General features: G+C 73.6%; 12 protein-coding genes. 8 read left to right on the forward strand and 4 right to left on the reverse strand.

All coding sequences use genetic code 11. The features are described from left to right. Window positions 1-68: 68 nt before the first annotated feature. Both KKR89_RS13950 and KKR89_RS13955 read left to right on the forward strand, forming a co-directional pair. Complete coding sequence (locus KKR89_RS13950) at window positions 69-1535, forward strand: sugar porter family MFS transporter (RefSeq protein WP_208195964.1); 1467 nt, start codon at window positions 69-71, stop codon at window positions 1533-1535. Between the two features lie 211 nt (window positions 1536-1746). After that, window positions 1747-3375, forward strand: coding sequence for an MFS transporter (locus KKR89_RS13955; protein WP_372438571.1), 1629 nt, complete (start codon window positions 1747-1749; stop codon window positions 3373-3375). A gap of 31 nt (window positions 3376-3406) precedes the next feature. Here the strand turns inward: KKR89_RS13955 and KKR89_RS13960 are convergent, their stop codons facing one another. From KKR89_RS13960 to msrB, 3 genes are all read right to left on the reverse strand, one after another. Further along, the gene (locus KKR89_RS13960) at window positions 3407-3868 is read right to left on the reverse strand and encodes a MarR family winged helix-turn-helix transcriptional regulator (protein ID WP_208195965.1); all 462 of its coding nucleotides are present in this window, start codon (window positions 3866-3868) and stop codon (window positions 3407-3409) included. 66 nt (window positions 3869-3934) lie between these two features. Next, window positions 3935-4699: a nuclease-related domain-containing protein gene (locus KKR89_RS13965; protein ID WP_208195966.1), complete on the reverse strand. Its 765-nt coding sequence runs from the start codon at window positions 4697-4699 to the stop codon at window positions 3935-3937. Between the two features lie 140 nt (window positions 4700-4839). Next, window positions 4840-5280, reverse strand: coding sequence for a peptide-methionine (R)-S-oxide reductase MsrB (gene msrB, locus KKR89_RS13970; protein WP_208195967.1), 441 nt, complete (start codon window positions 5278-5280; stop codon window positions 4840-4842). A 231-nt stretch (window positions 5281-5511) separates the two neighbouring features. Between msrB and KKR89_RS13975 the strand changes: the two genes are divergently transcribed. From KKR89_RS13975 to KKR89_RS14000, 6 genes are all read left to right on the forward strand, one after another. Next, window positions 5512-7479, forward strand: a complete 1968-nt coding sequence (locus KKR89_RS13975; RefSeq protein WP_251140896.1) for a putative bifunctional diguanylate cyclase/phosphodiesterase — start codon at window positions 5512-5514, stop codon at window positions 7477-7479. A gap of 126 nt (window positions 7480-7605) precedes the next feature. Next, entirely contained in the window at window positions 7606-8280 is a 675-nt protein-coding gene (locus KKR89_RS13980; protein ID WP_208195968.1) for a TasA family protein, read from the forward strand. A gap of 8 nt (window positions 8281-8288) precedes the next feature. Further along, window positions 8289-8999 carry a S24/S26 family peptidase gene (locus KKR89_RS13985; RefSeq protein WP_251140897.1) on the forward strand — a complete coding sequence of 237 codons (711 nt, stop codon included), beginning with the start codon at window positions 8289-8291 and terminating at the stop codon, window positions 8997-8999. Then, window positions 8983-9186, forward strand: a complete 204-nt coding sequence (locus KKR89_RS13990; protein ID WP_208195969.1) for a hypothetical protein — start codon at window positions 8983-8985, stop codon at window positions 9184-9186. The genes KKR89_RS13985 and KKR89_RS13990 overlap by 17 nt, the downstream gene beginning before the upstream one ends. Window positions 9187-9282: 96 nt before the next feature. Next, on the forward strand, window positions 9283-10470 hold the full coding sequence (locus tag KKR89_RS13995; protein WP_208195970.1) for an LLM class flavin-dependent oxidoreductase: 1188 nt from the start codon (window positions 9283-9285) through the stop codon (window positions 10468-10470). 95 nt (window positions 10471-10565) lie between these two features. Beyond that, a complete protein-coding gene (locus KKR89_RS14000; RefSeq protein WP_208195971.1) occupies window positions 10566-11183 on the forward strand; it encodes a CE1759 family FMN reductase in 618 nt (205 codons plus the stop codon). Between the two features lie 22 nt (window positions 11184-11205). Here KKR89_RS14000 and KKR89_RS14005 read toward each other — a convergent pair whose 3' ends face one another. Then, the gene (locus KKR89_RS14005; RefSeq protein WP_208195972.1) at window positions 11206-11967 is read right to left on the reverse strand and encodes an endonuclease/exonuclease/phosphatase family protein; all 762 of its coding nucleotides are present in this window, start codon (window positions 11965-11967) and stop codon (window positions 11206-11208) included. Between the last annotated feature and the right edge of the window lie 49 nt (window positions 11968-12016).

Here is a 12016-nt window from a genome sequence, read left to right on the forward strand (position 1 = left end):
CGGTGCGGGGTGCTGCGGTTCACAGTGGGTCTGACCGGGAGGGGCCCGGGTGGTGGGGGGTGCGGACCATGACCGACGCGACATCCGGGCCGTCCTCGTCGGCTCGACCCGGCCGGTACAAGGGCAAGGCCGTCGTCCTGGCGGTCGCCGCGGCCGTCGGTGGTTTCCTCTTCGGCTTCGACAGCTCGGTCATCAACGGTGCCGTGGACGCGGTGCAGGGTCAGTTCGCGCTCTCGGGCGTCGTGACCGGGCTGGTCGTCGCCGTGGCGCTGCTGGGCTGCGCGTTCGGCGCGTGGCTGGGCGGGAGGCTCTCGGACCGGTGGGGCCGCACGCGCGTCATGGTGCTCGGCGCCATCCTCTTCTTCGTCTCCTCGATCCTGTCCGGGCTGGCGTTCGCCGCGTGGGACCTCGCGCTGTGGCGGGTCGTGGCGGGCATCGGCATCGGCATCGCGTCCGTGATCGCCCCGGCGTACATCGCCGAGATCGCCCCGGCGGCGATGCGCGGGCGTCTGGGCTCGCTGCAGCAGCTGGCGATCACGCTCGGCATCTTCGCGGCGCTGCTGTCGGACCAGCTGCTGGCCACGTCGGCGGGGGGTGCGGCGCAGGAGCTGTGGTTCGGTCTCGAGGCGTGGCGCTGGATGTTCCTGGTCTGCGTGGTGCCGGCAGCCGTCTACGGCATCCTCGCCCTGCGCATCCCGGAGTCCCCCCGCTACCTGGTCTCGCTGGGTCGGCAGGACGAGGCGCGCGCGGTGCTCGCCGACGTGCTGGGTGCGGACGAGGACCCCGACGAGCGCGTCGCGCAGATCGAGCAGATCATCCGGGCGGACGCGAAGCTGACGAACCAGGCGAGCCTGCGCGGTCCGGCGCTCGGGCTGCTGCCGGTGGTGTGGGTCGGGATCCTGCTCTCGGTGTTCCAGCAGTTCGTCGGGATCAACGTGATCTTCTACTACTCCACGACGCTGTGGCAGGCGGTCGGCTTCGAGGAGAGCCAGTCGTTCCTCATCTCGACGATCACGGCGCTGACGAACGTGGCGGTGACCTTCATCGCGATCGGGCTGATCGACAAGGTCGGACGCCGCCCGCTGCTGCTCATCGGGTCGGCCGGCATGGCGGTCGCCCTGGGGACGATGGCCGTCGCCTTCCTCAACGCCACCGGCACCGGCGAGGAGATCAGCCTCGAGGGCCCGTGGGGCGTGGTCGCGCTGGTCGCCGCGAACGCGTTCGTCGTGTTCTTCGGTGCGACGTGGGGGCCGCTGGTCTGGGTGCTCCTGGGTGAGATGTTCCCGAACCGCATCCGCGCCGCTGCGCTCGGTGTGGCGGCGTCCGCGCAGTGGGTGGCGAACTTCCTCATCACGCTGTCGTTCCCCGAGATGCTCGACCGGTGGGGCGCCTCCGTGCCGTACTTCATGTACGCGGCGTTCGCCCTCGTCTCGTTCTTCTTCGTGCTGACCAAGGTGCCCGAGACGAAGGGTGTGCAGCTCGAGGACATGGAGGGCCTGAAGGTCGAGCGCCGGGGTCGGGCCGCGTCCGACTGACGTCCGGCGTCCCGGTGCCCGGGACGCGTCGTCCCAGGCACCGGGACGACGCGTCGCCGCGCTGGTCGGGACCGCGTGGCGGGAAACACGTTGCCTCAGGTAACTATCGCGCGTAGGGTTGCCCTAAGCAACTGTCGGAGCCTCGTGCCCGACCCGACCGCCGACGAAGCCCGGTCGACCCCGTCCCCGCGCCCGGAAGCGAGCACCATCCTTGAGCACCATCAGCACCCGTGCCGGCGAGGCCGTCGCCGAGCCGGCGGCCTCGCCGGCACCCATGACGCACCGCGAGGTCCTCGAGGCCCTCTCGGGGATCCTCCTGGGCATGTTCGTCTCGATCCTCGCGACGAGCGTCGTCTCGACGTCCCTGCCGCGGATCATCACCGACCTCGGCGGCAGCCAGTCCGCGTTCACGTGGGTCGTCACGGCGACCCTGCTGACCACCACGGTCTCGACGCCCATCTGGGGCAAGCTCGCCGACCTCGTCGACCGCAAGCTGCTCATCCAGCTCGCGCTCGCGGTCTCCGTCATCTCCTCGGCCCTCGCCGGCCTGGCGCACAGCACCGAGCTGCTCATCGGCATGCGCGCCCTGCAGGGCATCGGCGCGGGCGGCCTCACGGCCCTGGGCACCGTGCTCATCGCCGACATCATCAGCCCCCGCGAGCGCGGCCGGTACATGGGCCTCATGGGCGCCGTGATGGCGGTCGGCATGGTGGGCGGGCCGCTGCTCGGCGGTGTCATCACCGACGCCGCCGGCTGGCGCTGGAACTTCTTCGTCGGGCTGCCGTTCGCCGTCGCCGCGATCATCGTCCTGCAGCGCACGCTGCACCTGCCCGCCGTCGTGCGACGCCGCGTCCGCATCGACTGGGCCGGCGCGGTCCTGCTCTCGGCGTCGATCGCCACCCTGCTGCTGTGGATCACGTTCGCCGGCTCGTCGTTCGCGTGGATGTCGTGGCAGACCGCCGTGATGGTGGGCGGGTCCGCGCTCGGCGTCGTCGCCGTCGTCGCCGTCGAGTCCCGTGCGGCCGAGCCGATGATCCCGCTGCACCTGTTCCGCAACCGCACCGTCGTCCTGACGGTCATCGCGTCGGTCGCCGTCGGCATCGCGCTGTTCGGCACGCAGGTCTTCCTCAGCCAGTACATGCAGCTGGCGCGCGGCAAGACGCCCACCGAGTCCGGCCTGCTGACCATCCCCATGGTCGTCGGCACGTTCCTCGCCTCGACGCTGTCGGGCCGGGCCATCTCCCGCAGCGGCCGCTACAAGAAGATCATGGTCGTCGGCGCCGTCCTGCTCACCGCAGGCCTCGGCCTCATGGGCACGATCGACGAGGGCACGAGCTTCACGCTCGTCGGCCTGTACATGCTGGTCGTCGGCGCGGGCGTCGGCATGCTCATGCAGAACCTCGTCCTCGCGACGCAGAACACGCTGCCCATCACCGACATGGGCGCAGGCACCGCGACGGTCGCGTTCTTCCGCACGCTCGGCGGCGCGATCGGCGTCTCGGCCCTGGGGGCGGTGCTGTCCAACCGGGTGTCGCACCTCATGGTCGACGGCCTCACCGGCATCGGCGTGCCGCCGTCCGCGCTCGGCTCCGGCGGCTCCACCTCGCTGCCCGACCTCGCGACGCTCCCCGGCCCGGTCCGTCAGGTCGTCGAGCACGCGTTCGGCGTGGGCGTCGCGGAGCTGTTCCTCATCGGTGCGCCGATCGCGCTGCTGGCGCTGGTCGCCGTGCTCGCGCTGCGCGAGGTGCCGCTCGGGCGGGCGTCGGGCCTCGAGCAGCGGCTCGCCGCGGAGGCCGAGGCGGCCAGGGGTGAGCAGGCGGGGACGACCCCCGCGTCCTGACCCCGCGACGCGCACGACGGTCCGCCCGGTCTCAGCCCGGGCCGGCGGACCGTTCGCCGTCCTGGACGAGGTCGTCGTTGAGCCGCGCGAGCAGGTCGGCGAGGTGCGTGAGCTCCTCGGCCGGCCACGCGACCAGCGAGTCCCGCAGGTACTGCTGCCGGCCGGTGCGGGCGTGCGCCAGGCGCCTCGCGCCCTCCTCGGTGAGGGTGAGCGGCTGGCTGCGCGAGTCCCGCGGGTCCGCCGAGCGCGTCAGGAGCCCGAGGCGCTCCAGACGCGTCACCTGCCGGGACATGGTGCCCCGACCCACGCCCAGGAGGTCGGCGAGGTCGCTCGCGCGGGTGCCGGGCGTGCGCGCGACGGCCGCCAGCAGCAGGTAGGCGGACGCGTCGAGGTCCGGGTGGACGGTGCGCGCGAGGCCCGCGGAGGCCGCGCGCGCGCGACGCAGGAAGAGCCCGAGCTCCCGCTCGACACGCAGGACGGGGTCGTCGGTCATGGGCTCATCCTGGCAGGGGACGACGCGCGCGGGACGGGACCCGCGGCAGGCGGGCCGCGGGACCGCTCAGCGCGCCCAGGTCGTGCGGCGGCGGGCGACCTGCGCGACCGCGGAGACCCGCGCCGGCTCCAGCCGCGCCGGCAGCCGACGGAAGAGGTTCGGCACCTCGTGGCGCGCGATGACCAGGATGTCCTGCGGCGGGTCCAGCACGTCGCGCTCGAGGTCGCCGGTGATGACGAGCACGGCGTGCACGGCGACGCCCGCGCACCCCGCGGACTGCAGCAGACCCTGGACGCGTGCGGCCTCGAGGCGCGCGTCGCGCAGGTACGGCACCGAGCGGCCGTCGACGTGCATCGTGCGGGACGTGGCGCGGACGTGGCTGTCCGGGTGCCGCCGCTCGGTGACCGTGAAGATGCCGCCCGGCCCGACCAGCAGGTGCTCGACGACCGTGCCCTGGCGGCCCAGCGGGACGTCGTGCACGGCCTGCCAGCCGTCATCCGCGAGGCGGTCGAGGCGGGAGCCCACCGGGCTGCCGCGCTCGTCGCGCGGCCGGTCGTCGTCGGGCCCGCCGAGCCACGCCGTCAGGCCCGCGCCGTCGAGCGCGTCGATCGAGGCCAGCTCGGAGGTGACGGGCAGGACCAGCTCCGGGACGTCGGAGCGCAGATAGGCCTGCGCGGCGCGACGCACCCGGGCCTCGAGGACCGGGTCGTCGGCGACGACCTCGCCGGACTGGAGGTCGACGGATCCGACGCGCGCACCGGTCTCGTGCGTGACGTAGAGGCGATCGGCGCCGTACCGCCGCCATCGCCGAACTGTCAGGACCTCGTCCACGTCCGCATTATCGGCACGCAGGGCCCCGCACTTCAGTCCCGTCCACGGGCGACTTCCGGGCGGGACGGCGTGTCGCGGCGTGTCGTCGCCCCGTCGGCCGTCCCGTCCCGCGCCGCCTCACCTCCGGCCGACGCGCGCCCTCACGCGACGTCGGACGACGAGGACGCGGGAGGCGTCGGCTCGAACGTGAGGCTGACCGAGTTCATGCAGAAGCGGTCGCCCGTGGGCGTCTGCGGGGCGTCGTCGAACACGTGGCCCAGGTGCGAGCCGCAGCGCGCGCAGCGGACCTCGGTGCGCACCATGCCCAGCGAACGGTCCGTGATCAGCTCGACGCGGTCGCCCGCGAGCGGCGAGAAGAAGCTCGGCCACCCGCAGTGCGAGTCGAACTTGGTGTCCGAGCGGAACAATTCGTTGCTGCACGCCCGGCAGCGGTACACGCCCTCACGGTGCTCGTCGAGCAGCGCGCCGGTCCACGGCCGCTCGGTGCCGGCACGGCGCAGCACCGCGAACTCCTGGGGCTCGAGCTCGAGCGACCACTGCTCGTCGCTCTTGGTCACGGGGTAGGTCCGGGGGTCGGTCACGGTGGGGCTCCTTCCGGCACCGCCCGCGCGGCGGCACCGTCGGGGTCAACACCCGACATTCACCCGACGTTCCCGACGGTCCCGGACCGTCGTCCAGCCCGGCGCCTGTGCGTGGTGCGCGTCTCGTCATACGCTGGCCGCGAGGTGCCCGTGACACGGGTCCGTCCGAACCGCGAGGTGCACGTGCCAGCTGGTCGCCGTCGTCCGAGCCCCACGCGCAGATTCGCGGTCGTGAGCCTCGTCGGCATGGTCGTGGTCGGCGTCGCGCTGGTCCTGGTGACGTCGTCGCAGATGCGCGACCAGGCGGTGCGGGACGGCACGGGCTCGGCCGCGCGGATGGCGGGGTTCACGGCCGGCGTCGTGCCCTCGACCGCGTTCGTGACGGGCGTCCTGTCGGCCGACGAGCGCGCGGCGGTCGCCTCCGCCACGCGGGGATTCGGCGACGGGCTCGTCGAGCTGCGGCTGTGGAGCACCGACGGGCGGCTCATGCACTCGTCCGACGAGGCCACCACGGGACTGCCCCGCGCCGACCGCCTCGCACGGGCCATGGCGTCCGGCCGGCCCGACGCCGTGGTCCAGCCGGACGTGCGCGCGGGCGACGCGGCCACGGACGAGCGGACGGTGCTCGACGTCTACGTGCCGGTCCGGCTCGCGGACACCGCGACGCCCGACGCGCAGCCGGGCGTCGCCCCCGGGTCGCCCGTCGGTGCGGTCGAGGTGATGCTCGACCACACCGTGGCGCAGCAGACCCTGCGCACGGCCACCCGCACGGTCACGCTCGTGGTCGTCGGCAGCCTCGTGCTGCTGTGGGCGCTGCTGTTCCGGATCGTGCACTCGACGTCGCGCCGCCTGCGCTCGACGGCGCTCGACAACGCGCGGCTCGCGCTGCTCGACTCCCTCACCGGCCTGCCCAACCGTCGCCTGCTCGCCGACCGGATGCAGCGGGCCATCGAGAAGGCCGCGCACGACGACGCGCGCGTCGGCCTGATCCTGCTCGACATCGACCGCTTCAAGGACATCAACGACACGCTGGGGCACGACCACGGCGACGAGCTGCTGCAGCAGGTCGCCGAGCGGTTGCGTCACGCGCTGCGCGACGACGACGTGGTCGCGCGGCTCGGCGGCGACGAGTTCGCGATCCTGCTGCCGGACGTGCGGACCGTGGCGAACGCCGAGCGCCTGGCGCAGCGCGTGCGCGGGCTCTTCACCCGTCCGTTCGAGCTGAGCGACATCGCCCTGCACGTCGAGACGTCCATCGGCGTCGCGTGCCTGCCGGACCACGCGGCCGACGCGTCGGCGCTCATGCGCACCGCCGACATCGCGATGTACGCGGCCAAGCACCACCGCACCGGGGTGAGCGTCTACTCCCCCGCCGCGGACGACTCCTCGCCGGCGCGCCTGGTCCTGCTGGGCGAGCTGCACCGGGTGCTCGAGTCGCGGGACGACCCCGGCGTGGTGCCGGAGCTCGAGATGCACTACCAGCCCAAGATCGAGCTCGCGTCGCAGCGGACCGTCGGGTTCGAGGCGCTGATCCGCTGGCGTCACCCCACGCGCGGGCTGCTCCCGCCCGGCGCGTTCGTGCCGCTCGCCGAGCAGTCGGGCCTCATCCACCGCGTCACCGAGTTCGCCCTCGAGGAGTCGGTGCGTCAGCTCGCGCGGTGGCACGCAGCCGGCCAGGCGGTGCCCGTGGCGGTCAACCTGTCGGCGCACGACGTCGCGAGCCCGGTGGTGGTCGACGTGATCGAGACGCTGCTCGCGCAGCACGACGTCCCGCCGTCGCTGCTCGAGGTCGAGATCACCGAGACCGCGCTGGTCGCGGACCGGACACGCGTCGTGCCGGTGCTGGAGCGGTTGGCGGCGCTGGGCGTGGGTGTCGCGATCGACGACTTCGGGACGGGCACGACGTCCATCTCGCAGCTGCGCGACCTTCCGGTGGCCGAGCTGAAGATCGACCGGGTGTTCGTCGCGGACCTCGGGGAGGGCGGCCGGGCCGGCTCCGAGGTCGTGGTGCAGGCGATGGTCGACCTGGCGCACTCGTTCGGGCTGCGGGTCGTGGCCGAGGGCGTCGAGGACGAGCGGACGGCGCGCACGCTGGAGCGGCTCGGCGTCGACCGCGCGCAGGGGTACCTGTGGGCCCGACCGGCGCCCGCGAGCGCGCTCCAGCCGCCCGGCGACCATTCGCTTCACCCGATCGGGTGAACAACAGGTGACGTTCCTCAGGTCCGGCCGCGTCGGTGCCGATGGTGGCCGAAGAGGGTGGACCGCGCCCGGACGCAGGGACACGACCAGGGGACGCGCGAGCGGCCCGCAGGAGGGACCGCAACGATGATGGACGAGCTCCTCGAGGACATGATCGACCCTGCCCCCTCCCGCCAGGAGGTGGCGCGGCGACGCCGGGGCTGGGCGACCGGGTCGATCCTCGTCCTCGCCGCCGTGGGCGTGACGTCGCTGACGACGTCCGCGCTGTTCACCGACCAGGACTCCCTGACCGGGACGATCAGCACGGGCACCGTGGTGCTGACCGCCGACGGTGCGCAGTTCACGATGCCCGTGGGCGGCCTCGCGCCCGGCGGCGCGGTGGTCGCGCCGCTGACGGTGGACAACGTCGGCTCCCTCGAGCTGCGCTACGCCGTGAGCGTGTCCGCCGCGACGACGACGCCCGCGACGGGCACCGCCGGGTCGGGCGACCTGCGCACGCAGCTGCGCGCACGCGTCCTGCAGGACGCGGTGTGCACGCTCGACAGCAGTGCCGCGGCGACCGTGCTCGGGGACACGCAGGACCTCGTCGACAGCGAGTTCGGGCTGCCGTCCGCGCTGACCGCGATCGTGGGCGACCCGGCGACGGGCGCGCAGACCGGTGACCGCGTGCTCGCGGGCGTCACGGGCACCGAGACGCTGTGCGTGCGGGTCGACATGTCGCGCGACTCCGACAACACGTTCCAGAACACGGCCGCCGAGCTGACGTTCCAGCTCGACTCCGAGCAGACGGTCAACAACTAGAGAGTGCCGTGACCTCGCTGGACCTGGCGCCGGAGCCCTTCGTCGACCGCCGTGCCCCCCGGCCGGCGGTGCGGCGGCGCGCACCACGGTGGCGACGCGCGACGAGCGCGGCGCTGTGGACCGTGGTGGCGGTGGGCGTGGCGGCCTACCTGACCTCGCTGGCGGTGCCGCTGTGGTTCCAGGCCCAGGGTGAGCGCCTGCTGATCGTCACGTCCGGGTCGATGGCCCCGCAGCTGGTCGCCGGCGACGTCGTGGTGCTGCGGGCCGTCTCGGACGCCTCGGAGCTCAAGCCGGACCTCGTCGTGGCGTTCCAGCCCGTCGGGTCGCCGAACCTCGTCACCCACCGCATCGTCTCGCTGCACCGCCTCCCGGCCATGCAGGAGGTCCGGGACGGGTCGGGCCGCATGGAGCCGATCCTGGACGACGCCGGCTTGCCGATCCTGCAGCCGTACATCCGGACGCAGGGCGACGCCAACGCCAGCCCCGACACCAACGCCACTCCCGTCGAGCGCGTGCAGGGCGTGCTCCTGCAGGTGCACCACGGCTGGGGCTCGGTGCTGGCGTGGGCGACGTCGGCGCAGGGGCGCGCCGTCATGCTCGTGCCGCCCCTGCTCGCGCTCGCGACGCTCGAGGTGCTGTCCGTGCTGGACGGGCGGCGCCGGCCGTCGCCCGTGCGGCGCTCGTCGGAGGACCGGAGGGTCGATGCGTTCGTCGAGTGAGGCCCGACGCGCCCCGCAGACGCGCGGGACGTGGGTGCGGCTCGCGGTCCTGCTCGTGCTGGTGGGACTCCTGCTGCTGCCGCCCACGGTCGAGCTGACGGGGGCGCTGCTGACCGGCACGACGCAGACCACCACCGTCGTCTCGACCCTGCCCGAGTTCCCCGAGGACAGCACCGACGGCGGGTGACGGACGTCGCGCGGTGGGCCGGAATAGGTGGGCGGGACGCAGGGTTGAGGGCGGCATCGATGCAAACGCATCAACTTTGACGAACGAGGTGCACCCATGCAGTTCGGGATCTTCTCCGTCGGCGACGTGACCACGGACCCCACGACCGGCCGGACCCCGGACGACACCGAGCGCGTGCGGGCCATGCTGACCATCGCCGAGCACGCCGACGCGGCCGGGCTCGACGTCTTCGCCACCGGCGAGCACCACAACCCGCCCTTCGTGCCCTCGTCCCCCACGACGATGCTCGGCTACCTCGCGGGCCGCACCAAGAACATCGTGCTGTCGACGGCCACCACGCTCATCACCACCAACGACCCGGTCCGCCTGGCCGAGGAGTACGCGATGCTCCAGGTCATCGCCGACGGGCGCATGGACCTCATGATGGGCCGCGGCAACACCGGCCCCGTGTACCCGTGGTTCGGCAAGGACATCCGCCAGGGCCTCCCGCTCGCGATCGAGAGCTACGCGCTGCTGCGCCGCCTGTGGGAGGAGGACGTCGTCGACTGGTCCGGCAAGTTCCGCACGCCGCTGCAGGGCTTCACGTCCACGCCGCGCCCGCTCGACGGTGTCGCGCCGTTCGTCTGGCACGGGTCCATCCGCTCCCCCGAGATCGCCGAGCAGGCCGCCTACTACGGCGACGGGTTCCTGCACAACGCGATCTTCTGGCCCATGGAGCACACGGCGCAGATGGTGAACTTCTACCGCCAGCGGTACGAGCACCACGGTCACGGCCGCGCCGACCAGGCGATCGTCGGCCTGGGCGGTCAGGTCTTCATGCGCAGGAACAGCCAGGACGCCTGGAACGAGTTCCGCCCGTACTTCGACAACGCGCCGGTCTACGGCCACGGCCCGTCGATGGAGGACTTCACGCGCGAGACGCCGCTGACCGTCGGCAGCCCGCAGCAGGTCATCGACCGCTACGGCGCCTTCTGGGAGCAGGTCGGCCACTACCAGCGCCAGCTGTTCCTCATGGACCACGCCGGCCTGCCGCTCAAGACCGTGCTCGAGCAGATCGACCTCCTCGCCGAGGAGGTCGTGCCCGTCCTGCGGCGCGAGGCCGAGTCCCGTCGCCCCGCCGACGTGCCCGCGAACCCGCCGACGCACGCCGAGCGCGTCGCCGCCGCACGCGCCGCCGGGCGCGTCCACGTGCAGCAGGCCGCGGCCGCGGACCACTGGACGGGCAAGGCGGCCGAGGACGACCTCGCCGCCGCCGAGGCCGCGGGCGCGACCACCCTCCCCTGAAGCGGGCTGGATGACACTCTCACCGCGAGAGTGCCATCCACCCCCCCGCGAGAGAACGATCCAGTCCCGCCCAGCACGTCTCCAGGAGGACCCCCGTGACGTCCCGATCGATCGTCGTCGTCTCCGGCGGGCTGTCGCAGCCGTCGTCGACGCGCATGCTGGCCGACCGCCTCACCGAGGCGACCGTCGCCGACCTCGCCGCCCGCGGCATCGACACGGTCGTCGAGGTGGTCGAGCTGCGCGGTCTCGCGCACGACGTGGTCGACATGACGCTCAGCGGCTACGCGCGGCCCGACCTCGCCGCCGCGCAGAGCGCCCTGTCGGGCGCGGACGGCGTGATCGCCGTGTCGCCCGTGTACGCGGCGTCCTACGCCGGCCTGTTCAAGTCCTTCGTCGACGTCCTGGACCCCGAGACGCTGCGCGGCACGCCCGTCGCCCTGGGCGCGACCGGCGGCACCGCGCGGCACTCGCTCGCGCTCGAGCACGCGCTGCGCCCGCTGTTCGCCTACCTGCAGGCCGACGTCGTCCCGACCGCCGTGTTCGCCGCGACCGACGACTGGGCCGACGCCGGCACCGACCAGGTCAAGCCGCTGCCCGCCCGCATCGCCCGGGCGGCCGCCGAGCTCGCCGCACGCGTCGCCGCGCGCGAACCCGTCACGCGGACCGGCCTGTACGACGCCGTGCCGTCGTTCGGGGACCTCCTGGGCGGCTGACGCCGGCCGCGCACGGACGTCGTCAGCGGTGGACGTCGACGACGAGCGCGCGATGGTCGGACAGCCCCAGCGCGAGGGCCTGCCCGGGGGCGCTCGCGTGCACACCGGGACCGGCCAGCACGTGGTCGAGCTGGCGCACCGGCTCGTCCACCGGGAACGTGGGGGCGCGCACGAGCGAACGCAGCCCGGACAGCCGCGCCGGCTGCTCGCCCACGAGGTTGAGGTCGCCCATGACGACCGTCGCACCCGGCAGCGTGCGCGTCTCGCGCACCAGGTGCCGCAGCTGGCGCACGTTCCAGCCGGGGATGAACGTCAGGTGCGTGCCGACGACGGTCAACGGCCCGCGCCCGTCGTCGACGACGGCCGCCAGTGCGGTGCGAGGTTCGTCGCGCACGAGCGCGGGCCAGCGCGCCCCGGGGAAGCGCACGGGCGTCCGCCGTCGCAGGGTCGGCAGCGTCAGGACGTGCCACGCGCGCACCGGACGGCGCGAGAGCAGCGCGATGCCGTAGGCGGCCGTGTCGGGCTGCTCCTCCCCGGTGCCCGCGACCCACAGACCGGGCTCGCCGTGCAGCGTCGCGACGAACCGGTGGTGCTCCGCCCCCATCGCCTCGGCGGCGACGGCCGTCAGGTCGGCCCCGTGCGAGCGGCTCTGGGCACGGTCGACCTCCTGCAGCGCCAGGACGTCCGCGTCGAGGCGTCGCACGGCGGCCGCGAAGCGGTCGAGGTCCACACGGCCGTCCGCGGGCGAACGGCCGTGCAGGATGTTGAAGGTCGCGAGCCGCACCCTGCGATTCTCACCGGCCCTCCGCCGCACCGCACGGCCACGTGCCCGC

Origin of the sequence: Cellulomonas dongxiuzhuiae, assembly GCF_018623035.1 — a bacterium.
Lineage (GTDB): Bacteria > Actinomycetota > Actinomycetes > Actinomycetales > Cellulomonadaceae > Cellulomonas > Cellulomonas dongxiuzhuiae.

Bases quoted from the DNA above. Each gene is read 5' to 3' on its own strand.
- KKR89_RS13950 (WP_208195964.1), top strand. From the start codon at position 69: ATGACCGACGCGACATCCGGGCCGTCCTCGTCGGCTCGACCCGGCCGG.
- KKR89_RS13960 (WP_208195965.1), bottom strand. From the start codon at position 3,868: ATGACCGACGACCCCGTCCTGCGTGTCGAGCGGGAGCTCGGGCTCTTC.
- KKR89_RS13980 (WP_208195968.1), top strand. From the start codon at position 7,606: ATGATGGACGAGCTCCTCGAGGACATGATCGACCCTGCCCCCTCCCGC.
- KKR89_RS13990 (WP_208195969.1), top strand. From the start codon at position 8,983: ATGCGTTCGTCGAGTGAGGCCCGACGCGCCCCGCAGACGCGCGGGACG.
- KKR89_RS13995 (WP_208195970.1), top strand. From the start codon at position 9,283: ATGCAGTTCGGGATCTTCTCCGTCGGCGACGTGACCACGGACCCCACG.